This is a genomic window from Bacillus sp. FJAT-27231 (assembly GCF_001183975.1).
GTDB classification, from domain to species: Bacteria; Bacillota; Bacilli; order Bacillales; family Domibacillaceae; genus Pseudobacillus; species Pseudobacillus wudalianchiensis.
In genome coordinates, this window is sequence record NZ_LFZU01000001.1 from 1841310 (window position 1) to 1862469 (window position 21160).

Annotated in this window: 15 protein-coding genes; 11 read left to right on the forward strand and 4 right to left on the reverse strand. The window is 39.9% G+C overall.

Going from position 1 to position 21160, the window contains the following annotated elements; all coding sequences use genetic code 11:
- Positions 1-489 precede the first annotated feature (489 nt).
- Positions 490-1911: a sodium:solute symporter gene (locus AC623_RS08635; RefSeq protein ID WP_049662078.1), complete on the forward strand. Its 1422-nt coding sequence runs from the start codon at positions 490-492 to the stop codon at positions 1909-1911.
- 200 nt (positions 1912-2111) lie between these two features.
- Positions 2112-3293, forward strand: coding sequence for an aminotransferase-like domain-containing protein (locus AC623_RS08640; protein ID WP_049662079.1), 1182 nt, complete (start codon positions 2112-2114; stop codon positions 3291-3293).
- A gap of 311 nt (positions 3294-3604) precedes the next feature.
- On the opposite strand, the gene AC623_RS08645 is transcribed toward AC623_RS08640, so the two are convergent.
- Positions 3605-4495: a LysR family transcriptional regulator gene (locus tag AC623_RS08645; RefSeq protein WP_049662080.1), complete on the reverse strand. Its 891-nt coding sequence runs from the start codon at positions 4493-4495 to the stop codon at positions 3605-3607.
- Between the two features lie 259 nt (positions 4496-4754).
- Between AC623_RS08645 and AC623_RS08650 the strand changes: the two genes are divergently transcribed.
- From AC623_RS08650 to AC623_RS08675, 6 genes are all read left to right on the forward strand, one after another.
- Positions 4755-5699 (forward strand): D-2-hydroxyacid dehydrogenase, encoded by a 945-nt coding sequence (locus AC623_RS08650; protein WP_049662081.1) that lies wholly within the window; start codon positions 4755-4757, stop codon positions 5697-5699.
- A gap of 40 nt (positions 5700-5739) precedes the next feature.
- Positions 5740-6726: an agmatinase gene (gene speB / locus AC623_RS08655; RefSeq protein ID WP_049662082.1), complete on the forward strand. Its 987-nt coding sequence runs from the start codon at positions 5740-5742 to the stop codon at positions 6724-6726.
- Complete coding sequence (locus AC623_RS08660) at positions 6695-7981, forward strand: aspartate aminotransferase family protein (protein ID WP_049662083.1); 1287 nt, start codon at positions 6695-6697, stop codon at positions 7979-7981. Before speB ends, AC623_RS08660 begins: the two co-directional genes overlap by 32 nt.
- A 351-nt stretch (positions 7982-8332) precedes the next feature.
- Positions 8333-9739, forward strand: coding sequence for an FAD-binding oxidoreductase (locus AC623_RS08665; RefSeq protein WP_049662084.1), 1407 nt, complete (start codon positions 8333-8335; stop codon positions 9737-9739).
- Positions 9736-11079, forward strand: a complete 1344-nt coding sequence (locus tag AC623_RS08670) for a (Fe-S)-binding protein (protein ID WP_049662085.1) — start codon at positions 9736-9738, stop codon at positions 11077-11079. The genes AC623_RS08665 and AC623_RS08670 overlap by 4 nt, the downstream gene beginning before the upstream one ends.
- Before the next feature lie 54 nt (positions 11080-11133).
- Positions 11134-11382, forward strand: a complete 249-nt coding sequence (locus AC623_RS08675) for a hypothetical protein (protein ID WP_231603417.1) — start codon at positions 11134-11136, stop codon at positions 11380-11382.
- 393 nt (positions 11383-11775) lie between these two features.
- Here the strand turns inward: AC623_RS08675 and AC623_RS08680 are convergent, their stop codons facing one another.
- The 3 genes from AC623_RS08680 to AC623_RS08690 all read right to left on the reverse strand — a co-directional run bounded on the left by AC623_RS08680 (position 11776) and on the right by AC623_RS08690 (position 15987).
- Entirely contained in the window at positions 11776-12696 is a 921-nt protein-coding gene (locus AC623_RS08680) for a DMT family transporter (protein ID WP_049662086.1), read from the reverse strand.
- A 541-nt stretch (positions 12697-13237) separates the two neighbouring features.
- Positions 13238-14620: an amidohydrolase gene (locus AC623_RS08685; RefSeq protein ID WP_049662087.1), complete on the reverse strand. Its 1383-nt coding sequence runs from the start codon at positions 14618-14620 to the stop codon at positions 13238-13240.
- A 128-nt stretch (positions 14621-14748) separates the two neighbouring features.
- The gene (locus AC623_RS08690; RefSeq protein ID WP_049662088.1) at positions 14749-15987 is read right to left on the reverse strand and encodes an MFS transporter; all 1239 of its coding nucleotides are present in this window, start codon (positions 15985-15987) and stop codon (positions 14749-14751) included.
- A gap of 199 nt (positions 15988-16186) precedes the next feature.
- Between AC623_RS08690 and AC623_RS08695 the strand changes: the two genes are divergently transcribed.
- The 3 genes from AC623_RS08695 (at position 16187) to rocF (ending at position 20937) form a co-directional block, all read left to right on the forward strand.
- Positions 16187-18292 carry a helix-turn-helix domain-containing protein gene (locus tag AC623_RS08695; RefSeq protein WP_049662089.1) on the forward strand — a complete coding sequence of 702 codons (2106 nt, stop codon included), beginning with the start codon at positions 16187-16189 and terminating at the stop codon, positions 18290-18292.
- A 258-nt stretch (positions 18293-18550) separates the two neighbouring features.
- Positions 18551-19654, forward strand: a complete 1104-nt coding sequence (locus AC623_RS08700; protein WP_049662090.1) for an MBL fold metallo-hydrolase — start codon at positions 18551-18553, stop codon at positions 19652-19654.
- Between the two features lie 380 nt (positions 19655-20034).
- On the forward strand, positions 20035-20937 hold the full coding sequence (gene rocF / locus AC623_RS08705; RefSeq protein ID WP_049662091.1) for an arginase: 903 nt from the start codon (positions 20035-20037) through the stop codon (positions 20935-20937).
- Positions 20938-21160 lie beyond the last annotated feature (223 nt).

The following is a 21160-nucleotide window of genomic DNA, read 5'->3' on the forward strand; positions in this document are numbered from 1 at the left end:
AATAAGGAAGCAGTGAAAAGAAACTGATATAGTTTAGATAAATCTGATCCGTGATTATTTTTATAATCAGTGCCATAAAGCTTGCAAGAATCCGTGTGGCCCGGTGTTTAAGTCTACAGCTTTAGAAATATTGGACGGCACACGGATTTCTATTCATACACATTTAGCGAGCTGGCATTGCTGCTAATTTTAACATGACGACAATATTCTCTTGTTTCCCTACCTTCTTATTCAAAAGAGACGGAGTCTCAGAGGAGGACGATTCATAAACTATAGAGATCATCTGAGAAAGAATAAAAAATTGCTATCATAACCATAGAATTTATTGATTTCAAAATTTTCTGTAAAAGTGCTATAGTTATAAACCATAAGAACTATAAACAAAACAAGTTTAAAAATAATAAGAAAGGAGGAGCTAAAATTTTTTATTAATTTGCTTCTTATGTAAGCGATAACAATTTAAAGTATAGTAAAAGAAAGGGGAAGCATATGGGCTCACTTGATATTTCGATTATTCTTCTTTATTTTGCACTTATTGCTGGTGTAGGGGTATTAGGAGCGAAACGCGCTACCAATTCAGAGGAATACGCGGTGGCAGGGCGTAATCTAAATTTTCCGATGTATCTTGGTTGTATGGCGGCATTGATGATCGGAGGAGCTTCTACTCTAGGAACAGCCAAGCTAGGTTATCAATTTGGCCTATCAGGAATTTGGATGGTCACTTCAATTGGCATAGGCGTCATTTGTTTGGGAGTGTTTCTATCTAAAAAAATATTACGCTTAAAAGTACTGACAATCAGCGAAATGCTGGAAGAGCGCTTTAGCAAAGAAACACGACTGGTTAGTGCACTCGTTTCTACTCTTTATACGTTAATGCTTACCGTTGCTCAAATGATTGGGCTGGGATCATTGCTCAGTGTGTGGCTTGGCTGGAGCCTGCCTCTTTGTATTATCGTAAGCGCAGGAGTTGTATTTCTTTATACGATGTTAGGAGGCATGTGGTCTGTCACCATGACAGATATTGTCCAGTTTGTTATTATGACCATTGGTATTTTCTTCATTATGCTGCCGACCAGTCTTTCTAAAGCTGGCGGATGGGCGGCTGTACAAGCAAGTGTTCCTCCAGCTTACTTGGATTTGGCGAACATAGGTGGAGATAAAGTATTTCAATATCTCATTCTATTCACGCTTGGTCTAATGGTTGGTCAGGATATTTGGCAAAGACTCTTTACGGCTAGAAACTTAAAGATATCGAGACAGGGAGCAATATGGGCAGGAATCTATGCTATTCTTTACGCGGTTGCATTAAGTATTATCGGAATGTGTGCGTTTGTGCTGCTTCCAAACATTGATGACCCACAAAATACATTTGCTGAAATGGCTGTGAACTTTCTTCCGCCGGGGATATTAGGAATTATACTAGCGAGTATTGCTTCCGCTATTATGTCTACAGCTTCTGGAACCATCATTGCTTGTTCTACGTTAATTTCCAATGATATTATTAAGCGCTTTTTCATCCCTGACATGAGTGAGAAGAAGTATTTAAGGGTTTCACGGTTAACAACAGTAGCAATTGGAGTATTTTCGGTTGTTTGTGCCATTTGGATTCAAGATATTCTTGGGGCATTAGATGTTGCTTATGCTGTCCTATCAGGAGCGCTGTTCTTCCCAATCGTTTTTGGACTATTCTGGAAACGGATTACAGCTCGTGCTGCATTCTACTCGATTATTGCCAGTACAGCGGTTATTTTAGGCAGCCTATGGGTATTGGGCATTACGGCTACTGAGCCTATTTTATATGGACTGGCCACTAGCTTAATCACCATTGTGCTGCTATCATATATGGATTCATCATCTAAAAAGCCTCAACGAAACGATACAGATGAATCTAAGAAAATTCAAGTGTTATAACATCATCTTATCTGAAAATAGATGGAAAAACATGAGAAAACGAGGCGTTTAGTGCCTCGTTTTTTTGCGGCTGATGATGGAACGCTATAGCAGAAATAATAGTCAAGTCTGTTAAAATAGTTGTACTGCTTGCACAATTGCAGGTTATATTTGCAGTTTTTACTACTATTGATGAGAAAAGCGAAGGGGGTAAAATTAATATGAATGATCAGTCTTTGTTTCCTAAAGCGACAAAAGCGGCACTTAAGAACAATCCGCCCGGGGCTTGGATGCCCGCTCTTCCAAAGGGGTGTATTCGTTTGAGTTCGGGCTATCCGGCGCCTGAACTTATACCGTCAGAACAAATAAAGGCTGCTGTAGATAAGCTTATTCAAGAGGAACATGATTTACCGCTTCATTACCTTGGAAGCCCACGGATAAAAAGCTTGCAGCGGCAAATACAGAGAAGATTAGAAGAGCGTGGCATTAGCGTTCGGGAGGGGGAACTTCTTATCACTTCTGGAGGGTGTCAGGCAATCGATCTAATTGCACGAACCTTGCTAGATGAAGAGACGGCTATTGCTGTTGAATCTCCCAGCTATATGGAGGCTCTTGAGATTTTTCAAAATTACACCAATCAGATTATTAGTGTTCCTGTAGATGAAAGAGGACTTCAAACTAATACATTAGAGACTATATTGGCAGAACGAAAACGTGATGGCCTTACTCTGCCGCGTTTTTTATATACGATTCCATCATTTCATAATCCAACGGGAACGACTATGACACCTGAACGACGAAGCCATTTACTAGAGCTTTCTATAAAATTTGATTTCCTTATCGTAGAGGATGATGCATATGGGGAATTAGCATTTCTCGATAGCCCCACACCGATTAAAGCTAGTGATTCAGCAGGGCGAGTTTTACATATTGGATCATTATCGAAGGTAGTGGCACCCGGAATGCGGATTGGATGGGTAGTAGGAGATCGAGAGCTTGTATCGGCTTTTGCTTGGTTTAAGAAAGATTTAGATCACCCATTTGCTCAGGCAACGATGGCTGCCTACTTGGAAAACGTTGAGTTTGAACAACGGCTTACATTGTTAAGAGAAGAGTACCAAACTAAGCGTGACGCCATGATTCAGGCACTTGAACAATTTCTTCCGTCATCCGTTACTTGGCATGTGCCGGAAGGTGGTTATTTTGTATGGGTGAAAATTCCGGACATAGAAACATCTTGCTTGTTAGAAAAAGCTCTAGTTGAAGGTGTTTCCTATATTCCCGGGAAGTATTTTTTCTTGAATCAAAAGGACGGAAGAGAGTTTCTTCGTCTTTCCTTTAGCTACAGTCAAAAAGAAGAAATCATTCAGGGGATTCAAAAGCTTGGAAAACTTTTAAGTTAACCATGCTTTGGTGCCATGCCCTATTGAAAAGCAGTCTTTATCAAAAAAGGTAAATAGAATCGATCAAAGTTAGTCCACTATTAAAATCAATATAACTTTTTATCCTGTTCCCCATCAGCTTTTTGGAAGCTGCTAGCTGGAGCTTCATCTATCTTAGTTTTTATTTTTTGACAAAAGGAATCCCTTCTGTGAGACGAGATAAACAGTCTGCACAGAAGGGATTCCTTTTGTCATGGGCCATACGGCAGCTCGTAGAAAAATTCTTACTTTAAAAATATTGATCTGCTCTTCTCTGAAAACCTCCTTTACTCCTACTCTAATTTGTGGCTTTTTGACCACAGTGACTGCAGAACATCACAAAAAGATTTGAAGGTAACCAAATTTGCTTTTTCTTCTAACACAATAAGAGAAGTTTTAAAAGTGAAATTTTCCTCTGTTAAACGAATGGGAACGAGTTCGTTGTTCATAATTTCTTTTTTTACAAGATTACTCGCTAATAGAGCAATGCCAGTTTGATTTAGTACCGCCCTTTTGATCGCTTCTTCGCTTCCAAATTCAATGATTTTTTTAGGGTAAAACTTAGAATTGTGTAAATACTTTTTGGCTAATGCATCAAAGTTTCCATCAATTCGATACTTGATGAACGGAAATTCTGTGAGGAGTTGCTCGGTGGAATAATTTTCATATAATCTTTTGGAAACAACTAGGATAAGATCTTCTTCTTCTAAAAAAATATTTTTAATGCCGCTTTTTGATAGTTCTCCAGCGATAATGCCAATATCATATAGATCTGTTTCAATTCCTTTTATGACTTCATTACTGTTACACGAAATCAGCTTAACCTGAACATCAGGATACGTTTTTAAATACTCGGAGATAAGGGAAGGGAAGTAGTTCGTACAGTAAATTTCTGGAGCCGCAATTTTTAGGCTGCCGTGCGGTGTTCCCAATTCCGCAAAGGATGATTCGATTTCTTCTATAATCACAAAAAGCTGATCTGTATATTTTCTCAGCATTTTACCAGCAGGAGTTAAGTATGTTTTTTTGCCAACTCGCATAAACAATTGCTGATTCAGTTCTTGTTCGAGAGATTGAATTTGCGCTGTAACAGTGGGCTGAGTAAAGTTTAGATGTTCTGCAGCTTTGGTGAAATTCAAAAACTCGGCTGCAGTTTGAAAGGTTTTTAAGTTCCGTAATTCCATGTGATCATCTCCTAGATAGTACACTTGAACTATTTTCTGAATAATAAATATTTTAACACAAATCAAAGCTGATAGCTGTCTTCTTGCCACAATTGTTTCTAATACATTGGCAGGGGAATGATTTTTAGGGCTTCGTATTGGCAGAGATCAAGTGGTATTGAAAGTCACTATACTAACCATAGAGTTTGTCGATTTCACAATAGTGGTCGTCAATGATAATTTATAAGTAAGCCAAGTGAAATAGCAAGGGGGTGAATAAATGATTCTATGTACTTCTAGTGACTTATTGAAAGAACAACTTCAGAGGATAAGAGAGGAAACTCAAAAAAATGTGGTTCAGAATAAAATTATCCTTCTTTCAGAAGCAGAAAAACAGCAGGTTGAATGCATCTTAACATATGGTAATTTTGATGATGCGATTACAGCTGAAGAACTAGAACAGCTTCCTAACGTAAAATGGATTCAAACGATGAGCAGCGGTACAGAACAGCTTCCGCACAATATGATTGAGAAAAAGAATATACATGTGACTTCAGCCAAGGGTGTTCATGCCATTTCGATCAGTGAATATGTACTAGGAGCGATGTTGCATTTTGCTAAAAAAATAGAGAAGTTTCAAGTTTTAAAGAAAAATAAGGTATGGGCCGATTCAGAAGAGATGTTTGAACTCCATGGTAAAACAATGTGTGTACTTGGTACCGGACATATTGGCCAGGAGATAGCAAGAAAAACGAAAGTTTTTGGTATGAACATTTTAGGTGTGAATCGAAGTGGGAACCACGTGGAGGGATTTGATGAAATCTATTCATTACATCAAATAGCAGAGATATTTCCGCAATGTGATTATATCTGTTCTGCACTTCCTTCTACGATAGAAACGAGAGATTTAATCAAGAAAGAAACGATCGACTTTATGAAAGATGGCGTTGTTTTCATTAATGTAGGTCGAGGAGATTTGATTGTGGAAGAGGACTTCATACAGGCATTACAAGCAGGGAAAATAGGAGGAGCAGCGTTGGATGTGTTTAAGAGTGAGCCCTTAGAGTATGGGCATCCATTGTGGTCCACCGATAATTTGATCATTACTCCACACGCTTCATACAAAACCAATAGGTATATCCATCGAGTTCTTGCCATTTTTCTTGCAAATTATAACTATTTCAAGTATGGAGATTTTGAAGGCATGATAAATAAAATTAATTAACCGAACATTCTGAATAAATTATAAACTTGGAGGGAACAACATGGTTAAATACAAACAGGATTCTACATTTTCTCAGCCGCGTTTTAGCGGGATTAGCACATTTATGAGGCTGCCTCACGTAAAAACATTAGAAGATGTTGATGTGTCGGTAGTCGGAGTTCCATTTGACACGGGTCAAACATTTCGAACAGGTGCCAGACTAGGGCCTCAGGCCATCCGGAATTTCTCTTCGCTCGTTCGCTGTTCATCTTATTACCATCAGATTAATATTTTTGATTATATTTCCGCGGTAGACTATGGAGATGTTCCGGTGGTACCAGGCTATATTCAAGATACATACCGTAACATGGTGGACACGCTAGCCCCGATGTATGAAAAAGGCATCGTCCCAATTGTAATGGGAGGCGATCATTCTATCTCCTTAGGTGAATTGCGGGCAGCAGCGAAGCACCATGGACCGGTTGCCCTGCTGCATTTTGATGCCCATACAGATACAGTAGACAGTTACTTTGGGCAGAAATACACACATGGCACTCCATTTCGCCGGGCAGTAGAAGAAGGATTATTGGATCCAAGTCATTCCATTCAAATTGGGATGCGAGGTTCAATGAACAGTTTGCAAGAGTTTGATGATTCACGGGAATTAGGTTTCGAAGTGATCACAACAGAAGAACTCATAAACATGGGAATTCCTACGCTTTTATCCAAAATTAAAGACAGAGTAAAAGATAAAAAAGTTTTTCTTTCTTTTGACGTTGATTTTATAGATCCTGCATTTGCTCCTGGAACAGGAACACCGGAAGTAGGAGGGATTTATCCGCGGGAGGCTTTTCAAATATTGCGACAGCTAACGGATATTTCATTCATTGGATTCGACGTTGTAGAAGTGCTTCCTGCCTATGATTCTGGTGATATTACAGCAGCCTTAGCCGCAAACGTAATGTTTGAAATGATGTGCCTAGCAGCCTTGAATAAAAAGAAATGGAGAGAGAAAAATGGCGAATGTGACAAGCAAATTACTATCTGATAGAGCGGCACAACTGTTTCCCCCGGTTGCTGGGCGGGTGACACAATTAGGAATCGTAAAAGCGGAAGGTTCCTGCTTGTGGGCAGAAGATGGGAAAAGATATCTGGACTTTGCCAGCGGGGTTGGCGTGACCAATGTGGGGCATAATCATCCTTATGTGATCGAAAAAGCGAAAGAGCAGATGGAAGCGATGGTACATCCCGGGCACAATGTGGTGTACTATCCTTCCTATATCGATTTAGCTGAGAAGCTAGTGCAATTAAATGGGGGAAATCACAAAGTATTCTTTGCGAACAGTGGAGCGGAGGCAAATGAAGCCGCCATTAAATTAGCTAAAAAGGCAACGAAACGCCCGGGGATTATTGCATTTAAGCGCAGCTTTCATGGCCGTACAATAGCGACAACAACCTTAACAGCTTCTAGTGCGGCGTATAGAAAAGATTATGAAGGTTTGCTGCCTAGCGTATATCATGCCGAGTATCCATATGCCTTTCGTTCTGGTTTATCTGAGGAAGAAGAAACAAAACGTTGTTTAGAAAATTTAGAGGAAATGTTTTCTTTCCTTATTGCGCCTGATCAAGTGGCCGCGATCATTCTTGAGCCGGTACAAGGAGAAGGAGGCTATATTGTACCGCCTGCTTCTTTCATTAAGGCATTACGTGAGATTTGTGATCAGCATGGCATCTTGCTGGTGTTTGATGAAGTGCAAAGTGCGTTTGGCCGTACAGGAAAAATGTTTGCTTGGGAGCATTTTGGCATACAGCCGGATATGATCACGCTTGCCAAAGGGATTGCGAATGGCTTCCCATTAAGTGCTCTAGTGGCAAAGGAAGAAATTATGAATCAATGGCCGGCTGGAACACACGGAGGTACATATGGCGGGAATCCAGTTTCTTGTGCTGCTTCGTTGGCGGTTATTGAATTGCTGGAAAAGGGTCTATTGGACAATGCGGTGAAGATGGGCCAGTACTTTATGAATAGACTTCATGAATGGAAGCAAACGTACTCTGACATAAAAGAAGTGCGTGGTTTAGGATTAATGATCGGGGTTGAATTTTTAAAAGAGGATGGAAAGCCGAATGTCGAGGCTGTCGCTAGATTAAGAGAGAAGGCATTAGAGAAAGGGCTTATTCTATTATCTTGCGGCGTAGATCGAAATGTGATTCGTTTTATGCCGCCGACAACCGTTACGAAAGAGGAGATCGATCAAGCACTTGATATTATCAAAAGTTCATTAACTGAAATTTACACTTAATGATGAGCGGGTAGGATAGGCAGCAAGAAGACATAACTAAAACAGAGAAAGCAGGGCAGCAGCCCCATCCGTTTTGGAGTGAGGGAGGCTAGAAAGAAGCAACATGAAGAAGTGTTAGGGGAAGACAAAGGCTTTCTTCATTAAAATCCCTTTGATCTTCTTCTCTTTGCCTTCTCCTCCTCCCTTATTATCTTGAAAGATTAACTTTATATTATACAAATACAAGGATCTTTTTTAATAAAAAAACATGCCGTTCGGATGGCTTGCTACATATAGTAAGCTTTTTTATTCATTAAGAAAAACTTACTATGTGCAGCTGATAGGTTTAGAAATTTAGGGAGTGGTAGAAAAGTGGATAAACACGTTTTAGAGGAAATTAAGCAAATTGTCTCTGAAGAACGGATCTTTCTTGATTTAGCAGAGCGATACTCGTATAGCTATGATGCTTCCTTTGGAGAATATTTACCGGAGATTGCCATTCAGCCAATAAGTGCAGAAGAAATTAGTCAATTAGTAAAGTTGGCAAATAAATACATCATTCCCGTTTATCCGAGAGGAGCTGCTACCTCGCTGAGTGGCGGGCCACTTCCGGTCAAAGGCGGCATGGTTTTGGACATGACACGGTTGAATAAGAAGCTGATGATCGACCGTGAGAATTTGTTGGCAATTGTCTCACCAGGAGTGATTACGGCTGATATTCACAAGAAGGCAGAGGAGGCAGGGCTGTTTTATCCGCCAGATCCAAGCAGTTCCAACGTTTCAACGATTGGAGGGAATTTACTAGAAAACTCGAGTGGTCCCAAAGGATTGAAATACGGTACTACAAAAGAGTATGTGATTGGCCTAGAAGTCGTCACCCCAACCGGAGAGATTATTCACACCGGTGGAAAAACAGTAAAAAATGTGACTGGCTATGATTTGACCCGCCTCATTGTAGGATCGGAAGGAACATTAGGAATTGTCACAGAAGCCATTTTACGTTTAATTCCTAAGCCGCAGGCACGGAAAACATTATTAGCCTCTTTTGATCGTTTAGTAGATTCCGGTCATGCTATAACCAATATTTTATCAGCCGGTGTTTTGCCTAGTGCGATGGAATTGATGGACAATGCTTGTATCCGGGCAGTGGAGAATTTTAGCCCATCTGGTTTACCTTTGGATGCGGAAGCTCTCATTATTGTAGAAGTGGATGGACATCCAACGGCGCTAGAAGAAGAAATCAAGAGGTGCGAATTCATTTGCCTGCAAGCTGGGGCGACTAACGTACGAGTAGCCCAAAATGAAGAAGAGCGAATGAGTATTTGGAAAGCACGGAAAATGGTATCTCCGGCTATCACACAGATAGGACCTACCAAAATTTCGGAAGATGCTACTGTTCCGCGCAGTCAAATTCCAGCCATGATGGAAAGGCTGAAAGAAATTCGTGAAAAGTATCAGTTGAATCTTGTTGTATTTGGTCACGCTGGAGACGGAAATCTGCATCCAAACATTATCACCGATAAACGTAATATTGAGGAAATGAAGCGAGTGGAAGATGCAGTAAGCGAAATTTTTGAGGCAGCTGTTTCTTTAGGTGGAACACTATCAGGAGAACACGGAATTGGTACTCTGAAAGCTCCATACATGGAAATGGAATTGGGGAAAGACGGATTGATGATGATGAAAAAAATTAAACAAGCATGGGATCCGCACAACATTCTTAATCCTGGAAAGATTTTTCCTGAACATGGACAAACAAAGGTGGTGTTAACACCATGAGTTCACCGCTTTCCAGCAAACAAATAAGCAGTCTAGATGACAGAGCACAAAAGCTGTTTGAGTTGTCTTATGATGCGACAAACCAATGCGTGCAATGCGGATATTGCTTACCGGCGTGTCCGACATATGAATCGATGGGGAAGGAATCCGCTTCGCCGAGAGGGAGAATTAATCTCGTCAAAATGGCCGCTGAAGGAAAAATTGATATTCAGCAAGACTTGGCTGAGCCAATCGGTTTATGTTTAGGTTGCCGTGCCTGTGAAGTGGCTTGTCCTGTAGGTGTTCCTTATGGACATATTCTTGAATCTGCAAAAGAAGTGATTGCCGAGAAACAAGCAGAGGAGAAACAATTCCCTTTTGGAGATAAAGTAAAAAGTATCCTATTGTCAAGTGTATTTCCATATCCGAAGCGGTTACGCTTTGTAGGAAATCTCACCAGGTTTTATCAAAGCAGCCGGCTCAATAAAGTAATCCGCAAAGGAAAAATCATTGATAAAATTTCTGAACCGATGGCGCAGATGGAAAAGATCCTTCCTTTATTGGAGGCACCGGCTAAAAGAAACAAGTGGGGGACGACAATACCGGCTAAAGGGGAAACGAAAGCAAGCGTAGCCTTTTTCGCAGGGTGTATTATGGATGCTATGATGTACCGGACAAACCGCTTAACAATTGAGTTGCTTACCTCCATTGGCTGTGAAGTGATCATTCCTAAGACACAAAACTGCTGCGGCGCGTTGCATGCCCACCAGGGAATGATGAAGCAAGCGAAGGAGATGGCAAAAAGAAACATTGAAGCATTTGAACGCTCTGGAGCCGATTATTATATTAATAATGCGGGAGGATGCGGTGCCATGTTAAGAGAATATGATCATTTGTTAGTTGACGACGCATCTTGGTATGAGCGGGCAAAAAAATTTGTAAACAAATCCAGAGATATTAGTGAAATGTTAGTTCAATATGGCCCGCTCCCTTTTAAAAAAGAATGGCAAGGAATGATTACCTATCAGGATTCTTGCCACTTGCGTAATGTCCAGGGGGTGCATCAAGAACCGCGTCTCCTTTTGAAATCGATTCCCGGTGCCACATTTATTGAAATGGAAGGCAGCGACCGTTGCTGTGCTTCTGGCGGAATTTACAATCTTCTTCATTTTGAAGAATCAATGAAAATTTTGGATGCAAAAATGGAAAACGTAAAGGACACGAAGGCAACCACTATTGCCACAGCGAATCCGGGTTGCTTACTGCAAATGAAACTTGGCATAGAAAGACAAGGCGCATCAGATCAAATACAAACTTTGCATTTAGTTGAAGTTCTTGCGGAAGCATGTGAATTGCAATAAAGGATAAAAGAGTATATGCCTACCTACTAGCAAAAAAAGAGGAGTTAAGTACCATTGTTTGAAGAATGGATGATAAGTCCTTATCAGGGAGTCATTCAACAAATTCTTGTAAAGGAGAAAACGAGAATTTATGAATGGGAGCCGCTGTTTATTATTAAAGGGCAAGAGGGAGTCCTCTATTCAGTCATGATGGGGGTCAGCGGTGAAATCCAGTCCATTGAGGTTCAAGAAGGGGACTATGTACTTCCAGATAGGGTACTCGCTTATGTAAAAGAAGAGGTAGTTGCAAGTCCATGTGATTAAAAACTAACTAACGCAGGCTGTAAATATTGGTTCGAACTTTTTGATTACCAACCGAGTATGAATTGCCTGACCAGATTTTTGTCATCATGTTATCCATCATGTTTATTTTTCGCTGAAAAGATTTTTTTTTAACTACTGTAAAAAGTTTTCTATTTATAAGTTTCTAAACGCTTTCGCTGTAATTCTAATTCTTACTAAGCAAACGGGCGCTTTAATGTAATAAGGGTCATAAAATGATCACGCTTTTTTATAAAAGAAGGAAATATGTTAAGAGTATACTTTGGTTGAATCTTTTAAAAAACACGCTCTTTCTTTAATCCAATAATCCCTCGCTTTAAAGCGAGGGATTATTGGAACTATAAGTAAAGTGAAAGATTATCGATCTTTAGCTCTTCAAGCTCTTTGATTTTTTCTGCCTAAATTAATTTTTCTTCCTCCAATGGATAGCCACGTAACAAACAAAATCATTAGCAAAACACCAATCAATTGGAAGCTTTGCAATACCGTTCCTAACCAAATGGCTGAAATAAGCATCACGGATAGAGGCTCTAGACTGGATAGTATGCTCGCCTCTACGGCGCTGATGTACTTCATGCTCGTCAGGAAGAGAACATAAGCTATCGTACCTAATGTTATTAAAACACTAATCATAAGTGCCGCGTGATCCTGAGTGAGAAGCAACCATTCATCAGGCTTCCACGCTCCAGATATAACGCCAAGAACAACACCCCCAATTAGCATCGCCCATCCCACAATCATTAAAATGCTCCACTCCGCCATTAACCTTGCCGGGTATAAGATATAAAAAGCATACGTAAGGCCCAAGCCGACTCCCCAAAATATCGCTACTGGACTTACTAACAAGTTTCCTAGAGATCCATTCGTCATTAATAAATAGAGGCCAACTAATGTACCGGCTATTCCAACCATTTGGTATCGAGGCGGGAGCTTTTTATTTTTTAGTGAAACATACAGTGTAACGAAAATCGGAGCAGAAAATTGTAGCAACGTAGCAAAAACAGCATTGCTTTCTTCGATTGCTGCCACGAACGTATATTGAATGCCCAACATTCCGACAATGCTAAATATAATAAGCTGGTATCGCCAGGATGGAGTTTTCCATACAGACATAATATCTTTTTTGCTAATAAGTAAGAATACCAATAAAAATATTCCGGCGAATGCTAATCGGATTGTCAACAAAAATGAGGTGGATAGATGAGTGTTCACCAATAACCATTCAACGATGACTCCTGTTACTCCCCAAAGTATGGATCCGATTACAATCATCATTATTCCCTTTAAACGCAGCATGTTTTATTCTCTCCTATTTCCAAGCCAAGTACTATTCTTCCTTTCGCACCGACCTAAGTACAGTCTTGTAAATCATTCCTTGAGTGTTCATTCTTGAAATATTTGTTTTCTTAAAATGTTGATGAGAATTCGAATAGTCCTTCTATAATATAACAGCTAATTTTGCACCGAACTACCCTACTATACTCGAGAAAAATGCTTTCAGTGCAAAATCAAACTTTTCTCAGAGCTTCAAAAGTTTATCAGTTCTTAAAATAACGTTATTTACGAAAAGGTAAGAGGAGTAGACGACGAGCATGGAGCAAGATAAACAAGAAGCACCTAAGAAGGTGAATTGTAAAGTGATGAAGTGACTCGACTTCAACTACGGGGACAAAGCTCGCCTCCAATATGGAACTTGATGACTTCTTCAACATCGTCATGGTGAACGTTTTTAAATTGGAAGGGGGGCCGTATTGGTTTAAATAAAATAGAAAAAACCGACAGCTTTGCAGCTGCCGGTTTTTTAATTATTAGTGGATATCATAGGCACATTCCGTCTTTATACAGGAAGAGCAGGCTTATACTTGTTATCCTTCGTGCGGGCTTCAAATTCCATTTTTGCTTGTTCGATCTTTTTGTCATCGCTATATAGGTCATATAAACCCCCGGCGATTGTTTTTGCAGCAAAAATCATCCCCTTTAAGCCGATTCCTGAACCAGAGGCAGCCGTTGATTGCCATGTGTGTGGAGCAGTGCCTACTGGCCAGCAGCTTATTAAACATTGGGCAAGCGGAGTAATCCAGCTAACATCCCCAACATCGGTGGAACCTGGAGCAATTTTCCCCTGATCAAACGTGGCTTCAACTGAGTCATGAAGGACCATGTGACTGATATAGTCTGGTGCATGATAGGTTTGCATCACACTGCGTTTTTGGCTTTGCGTATATGATGCAGAAATTTCTTCGGCAAATTGGTAATCCTTTTCTGTGAAGCGGGGAGATTGGATCTCTGTCATATTATGATATAAAACATCTTCTAACACACGATTTGATAATGTGTCATAACAGCCGGCGAGAAGTTGCGATTCCACCTCTGTTTCGGTCATCATCGCGGCACCAGAAGCAATCTTTTCTAGTCTTCCTGTTATTTCTTCTACTTCTTCTCTATGAGGAGCACGAATATAATACCAGACCTCTGCCTCCGGATGGACGATATTTGGCTCATGTCCGCCGTTTGTGATAGAGTAATGAATCCGCGCCGCATCCACAATATGCTCTCTTAGATAATTCGCGCCAATGTTCATTAATTCCACACCGTCTAAAGCACTTCTGCCCATATGTGGTGCTGCAGCGGCATGGGAAGCAATACCGGTAAACTTAAACTTGATAGAGTTCATCGCTAATGTTGAGGAACCCCACACGGTTGTAACAGGGGCTGGATGCCAAGTGAAGCAAGCGTCTAAATCATTAAATACGCCTTCTTTTGCCAAGAGGACCTTTCCGGTTAATGTTTCTTCCGCTGGGCAGCCGTAATAACGAATGGTGCCAGAAATTTCTCCTTTTTCGAGAGCTTCTTTAATGGCTAAAGAGGCTCCAAGACCAGCTGTTCCTAATAAATTATGACCGCATCCGTGACCGGGGGCTCCTTGTTCAATAGGGCGGCGAGTGGCTGTAAGCTCTTGGGATAAACCTGGTAACGCATCAAATTCACCTAATACTCCCAAAATCGGCTTTCCGTTTCCATACTCAGCAATAAAAGCCGTTTGCATGCCTGCAATATTTCGTTTTACATGAAATCCAGCCTCTTCTAATATAGAAGCTTGCAGATTAGAGGCATATTCTTCCTTCATTGCTACTTCTGGTTTATGCCAAATATTGAGGGCAATATCGTTCAATTTTTGTTCATATTGATCGATCCATTCCCATAAATTGTGCTTCGTCATGGATAAAACTTCCTCCTTCTAGTTGTGAGTAGTAAGGTTTTGAGATTGAAAATAGTAGAATAAGGTGAGAAGAAGATCTCTATCTTAATGAAAATTTCACACCTTCAAAATCTGCAAGATAAAACGTTTTATTGTCCCGCCGCTTTTGAACTTTCAATGTTTAATTTCTTCTCATTATTGACAATAGTGAAAGCGGCAATGACCGATACGATCGCTCCTGCAATTAAAAACCAAAAAGCTGCGTTATATGTGCCGAATCCACTGATTAAAAAGCCCATCACGAGCGGTGCTAAAAATCCTGCGGCTTGCCCTCCCATATTGATAAAGCCCATGGCTGAGCCAATAATCTCTTTAGACAGCAATTTATGTGGCAATGAGTAGGTGGTGATAATGGCAGTCGATACAAACGTCATACTTAATATATAGAATGTGATAACGCCTGCTACAGAGGATGACGCAAAAATAAAGTATAAACAGATTGAAGTTAAGATCATGCCGACTCCTGTAAAGTATTTCTCCCGGCCGCTAAAAAACTTTTCAAGGAGTACACCGCCGAACATCACAGTAAGTCCTGAGGCAATAGCTGGCAAGGAGGCAAGAACACCAGTTGAAAGAATGCCCATTCCCCGCTCCTTAATTAAATAAGAAGGCATCCAGCCGGCCAATCCCCAAACAACAATATCTGCGCCGAACCACATAATCATAATCTTCCAGAGAGAAGATGACTTTAAAAGCGTTTTCATTGGAACTTTATTTTTGTTTGCGCCTTCATTGTCGTCCCATTCCGCTTTTTGGGGAGGATGAAGATGCTTCCAAAAAAGAACTCCCATAACAAGCCCTGCAGCGCCAATGGCAACAAACATCCAACGCCATCCCAGCCAAACCAACATCGGTGCTGCGATTAATGGAGCGAGGGCAATTCCAAAGCTATTAGAGGACATCATGAAGGAAGAGGCTTTGGCCCGTTCTTTTTTAGAGTAAAACTCAGCAATTGCTTTTTGGCTCGCGGAAGGGTAGCCACCTTCACCGAGACCAAACAAGAAACGAATGACAAGCAGTGAAGTGAGTGACCAAGCTAATCCGCTTAAAACAGTGAATATAGACCAGGCGATGATAGAGAATATGACGATTCTTCTAGAACCGTATTTATCACTTAACCATCCTCCTGGAATTTGCATCAGGGCATAGCCGGCAAAAAAGCTGCTTAGGACAACACCGATAGCGGCAGGATCCAATTGAAAGTCTTGACTGATGGCAACTACTGCAACTCCCATTACCATTCGATCAAGATAGCTGAGAAGCCAACCGGCAAACAGCAGACCAAGAATAAAATGTTTTTTGTTTTTCTGTTGTAAAAATGTTCCCATCCATATCCCTCCTAATAAATGGTTCTTGAAAAATCTTTTGTGGTTGAGCATTTCTTTGTCCCAAGCATGTCAGACATTAAAGCGCTTTCAATATCTTTCTAAAATTATAAAATTTTCTAAATATTAATTGCAATGTTCATTTGCAACCAATATAGTTAATTTGAGTGTGGGAATCCACACCATAGAAAGGAGTGTGAATATGAAATCTTATCCTTCTATTTCATCATTGATTCGGGAGCAGCTTGACTCCTTAACGGTTAAGGTTTGGATACGGAATAACCGAAATCATCAATTTCGACTTATATATGAAAACGGGAGGGAGGTACCCTCTTTCCTTCTTCCAGAAGCGGTAACGAAAAAAATAGAGAGGTATATAATCTATCAAAACAACGGAGAGCGGTTTGTCTCATTTTTTTATCCGGATGACTGCGAAGTGCTCATGTGGACTTCACAAGACGCTTATTCAACTATTAAAGAGAGACTCGAACAACTGTATACGTTTTTCTATTTGGTTTACCAGCAAGAGATCATTCGGACGAAAGATACTGAATTAGAGCATTTAATTGAAGGGATTAGTGCGATTTCTTCGCTTGATGAAAAGAATTGCTTAGAGGCGATCATCAGCAGCGCCATTAACGTTATCCCTAGTGCCGATGCTGGCTTTTTGCAGTTGTTTGATTACGACTCAGAGTGTTTGGCTGTAAAGGCTTCTATTGGTTTTAATCATTCAATAAAGGAATTTAAAATACGGGTTAAAGAGGCGATTACCGGGATTGTGTTTCACGACGGGAAGTCAAGGCTATTTCAGACAAAGGAAGAGATCTTTGATGAAATGGATAATTACCATATTAGTAAAGCAAATTTTGATATCCTTATGTCTGCCTCAGACGGGTATGCGATTAAAGCCATGTTGTGTACACCCGTGACAATCGGACAAAAACGAATTGGTGTACTAGCGGTCCATCAGTTTTACCAGAATGGAAAACTGACTGGCCGCGATCTCGAACTTCTTAAAGTGTTTGCAGATCAAGCGGCCATTGCCATTCAAAATGCACAGCTTTACGATGAATTAAAAATTCAATTAAATGAAGTTACTATGTTAAGCCAACAATTAAAAGAAAAAAATAAATTTCTTTTAGAACGTGATAACGTGCATAGATCACTAACGAGTCTTTCTTTGCAAAATAAAGGGCCTGATTCAATCATTTCAGCTTTAAGACGGATGCTTGAAACGTCTGTTTTTTATATCAACTTGATAAAAGATGAGTATATACCGAACGTAAAAAGCAGCTCGCGTCCGTTTAGTGTAGAAGAAATTTCCCTAATTTTTTCTGAAAGAAGGGCCCCTGTTTTAATCGATGTTTCTGATATTTATCAAGAGCGCTACTATTTATATCCGATTACGGATGGCACGGTTTTTCTTGGCTGTTTAATTGTAAAGGTGGAAGGGGAGCTTTCAAGAATCGCCCAAACAACGGTTGAGCAAGGAGGAACGATTCTTTCACTGGAGGCAGTTAAGGAGCAAACACTGACGGATGTCTATTATAAAAAAATACATGAATACTTTAATAAGTTGCTGCAACATGAAGACCCTGAATGGCTTCTGTCAAAAGGAAAAGAATTTGGATTGAACGTATCCTCTTATTTTTGTGTCGCATTAGCAGAAATCCCGGCTTGTTCAGATTTAAGAATGCTAGAGGCCATCGTCCATCAGTTTATTTCAACCATAAAAAAGAATATAAAGAATAAAGATTTATTAATATTTGGATTGAATAACAAGGTAACTATTTTGGCTTCATTTGAACGTCCAGCAGAATTAAAAGCTTTTACAGAAGAAATAAGCTCTATTATCAAGGAACGGAGACATCAAGATGTTATGGGAGTTAGCATAGGAATTGGAAATCCTTATACAGGCATAGAATTCATTAAAAAAAGCTATCATGAAGCAGTAAAAGCACTTTCCTATTTAACAACACGTAATGAGGCAGGTGTCATTCAATATAAGCAAATTGGAATCAATCGCTTGTTTCTCCACCAATCACCTGAAGAGGTCAAAGACTTTTCGGATGAAATATTGGGTGCATTAATGGACGAGGAAGAGACGAATAGTGAGTTAGAAAAGACACTGCTTAGCTATATCATCATGAACCGCTCGGCATCTAAAACAGCTAAAAAGCTTCATATACACCCCAACACTCTTTACAAGCGCCTAAAAAAAATCGAAGATATTCTGGATCTTGAATTAGACAATTACGAAGATTTTTTAAAAATTCAACTAGCTTTTCATTTGCGGGGGAGTTTTTGAGGGCCTTTAACATCCAAATGGCTATATCGTAATGAGGCATACAATAATGCATCAATGTGTCATCCTCATATATAATGATCAGCAATAGGTAAATAAAGCAAAAAATAGCATCATCAAAGAAGAGATTTTAAAGCTATGAGCCATTTTGTTTTTTTATGGTAGTTGGCTGAGACGGGTTTGCCATATAGTCTAAATAAGTGTTTTTGAAAGCAACTAACGGAAATACCCAATCGAAACAGGAAGGGATTATAAAAAGCAATGATCTATTTATTCCTATTAGTAGTTATATTATTTACTTTCGTCTTCTTGTTTATAAAGATACATCCAGTGTTCGGCGGGAACTCAAGCAAAGAGCAGAAAGAGGAATATAGCCGGTTCGATAATTATGTTAATGGTAAATTCATTAATCAAATCCCAACAAAGATGAACATGAGTATATCTGATTATTTATCTATGTTGAGGGATAATATGGCAGGTCGTATTGAACGAAATCCGGCGGGCCCAATTCCTGTCTCAGAGATTGATTGGAAAAAAGTGAATAGTGAAGAAAATAGTCTAACATGGTTTGGGCATTCTGCTTTTTTACTTAGTATCGACCAAAAGAAGATACTCGTAGACCCGATGCTAGGACCTATTGCTTCGCCTGTTTCTTTTGCAGGAAGCAAGCGTTATAGCCGAAATATATTGGATATTCTCGATGAATTACCCTCTATTGATGCAGTGTTTATTACACACGATCATTATGATCACTTAGATTATCCATCTATCGTAAAGCTAAAGAGCAAGGTTAAGCATTTCTTCGTCCCTCTCGGCGTCCACACTCACTTAATTCGATGGGGAGTAGAAGAAAAGAAGATTACAGAACTAAATTGGTGGGATGAAATCGAATTCCAGGGGTTAACCATTGTATTCACTCCCTCCAAGCATTTTTCAGGGAGAGGTCTTTCTAATCGAGATACGACCCTATGGGGCGGATGGGTCATTCTTGGAAAACAAACTCGTTTCTTTACGAGCGGAGATGGCGGCTATGATGCCCATTTTAAAGAAATAGGCGAAAAATACGGACCTTTTGATATCGCATTAATGGAAGGTGGCCAGTATGATAGACGCTGGTCCTGGGTTCATATGACACCGGAACAATCTGTACAAGCCAGCATAGATGTAAAAGCAAAGCAGATGATGTTAATTCATTGGGGAGCATTTACCCTTGCTTATCACAGCTGGACGGAACCTATAGAACGAGCCTTAGCAGAAACGAAAAAGGCAGGAGTTTACATCGTTACCCCTAAAATTGGTGAAACGATTCCTTTAAATAGAGGAGAGGCTATTCCTTATTCAGCCTGGTGGAAAGATATATTGTAAAAGGGCGGCTATAAATGAAGATGGCAATAGCATGAGAGCATAAATATTTTTAATAAAGCTATTTAATGTTTACAAGAGTATTGATAGTTTAATTTATTTTTAGTATTTGCAAAATATTGGCTTGGAATTCATGAGAAATTTAAAGGAGAAAGCTGCCAAAGGAGAGGACTCCGCGGGTTAGACTTTAAAGTAAAAGGACAGTCAAGGCTAGTTTACCCTTAACTGTTCTTTTTTGCGTATAAAAATACAATGATGAAAAACTGAAAAGTATAAAAAAATAGAAAGAAAACAATCGCATAAATATTAAAAAAAATGTCGAGTTGAGTCATTTGTTTTTTTCAGTTACACTAATTCAGAAAATTAGTGAAGGAGACTAAAGTATGACAAAAGAGATTTCGATCATCGGTGTTCCCATGGATTTAGGCCAAACGAGAAGAGGGGTAGACATGGGGCCAAGCGCTATACGATATGCTGGGTTAAGCGAAAGGCTGGAAAAGCTTGGTTATACTGTCTATGACGAAGGGGATATACGTGTCGAGCTTCGGGAAAGAGCAACCGCCGATACGGAGACTAATTTAAAAAATTTAAGTGCTGTGGCAGAAGGCAATGATAAACTAAGCCAAAAAATAAATGAGATTACGAGTTTAGGAAGGTTCCCATTAGTGCTGGGAGGAGATCATAGCATTGCCATCGGAACACTAGCCGGTGTTGCGAAGCACGCTGAGAATTTAGGAGTCATTTGGTATGACGCCCATGGAGATTTAAATACAGCCGAAACTTCACCATCAGGAAATATACATGGAATGCCTTTGGCGGTGAGTTTAGGAATGGGACACCCTGTCCTCACTAATATTGGGGGATATACTCCAAAAATAAAACCTGAAAACATTGTCATCATTGGAGCTCGTTCCTTGGATGATGGAGAAAGAGAATTAATCAAGGAAAAAGGTATTAAAGTATATACCATGCATGAAATCGACCGAATGGGCATGACAGCAGTAATGGAAGAGGCGATCACTTATTTGAAAGAACGCACGGATGGTGTGCACTTGTCTCTTGATTTGGATGGCCTTGACCCAGAAGATGCACCAGGAGTAGGCACACCGGTAGCCGGAGGAATTAGCTATCGAGAAAGCCACCTAGCGATGGAAATGTTATCAGAGGCCAATATCGTGACATCTGCGGAATTTGTAGAAATTAATCCTATTTTGGATGAACACAATAAGACAGCTAGAGTGGCTGTTGCACTAATAAGTTCGTTGTTAGGCGATACATTGCTTTAAACGCTATCAAGTACGTCTGGTTAGGGCGATGGGATTTAATTGCATCAAATTGATTTTGGACTTTCGATAATTTATATAGATTTTTAAATAAAAATGAAAGCGTTCTATACAAGGAGAAAGGCTGTCTTCCTAAGAGTTCTGTATCCTAAAGAGTTAAAAGAAGTCTATAGTAAGACTTAAAATAAATTCCTGTATAGATATTTAAAAATTCTAAAAATAATTA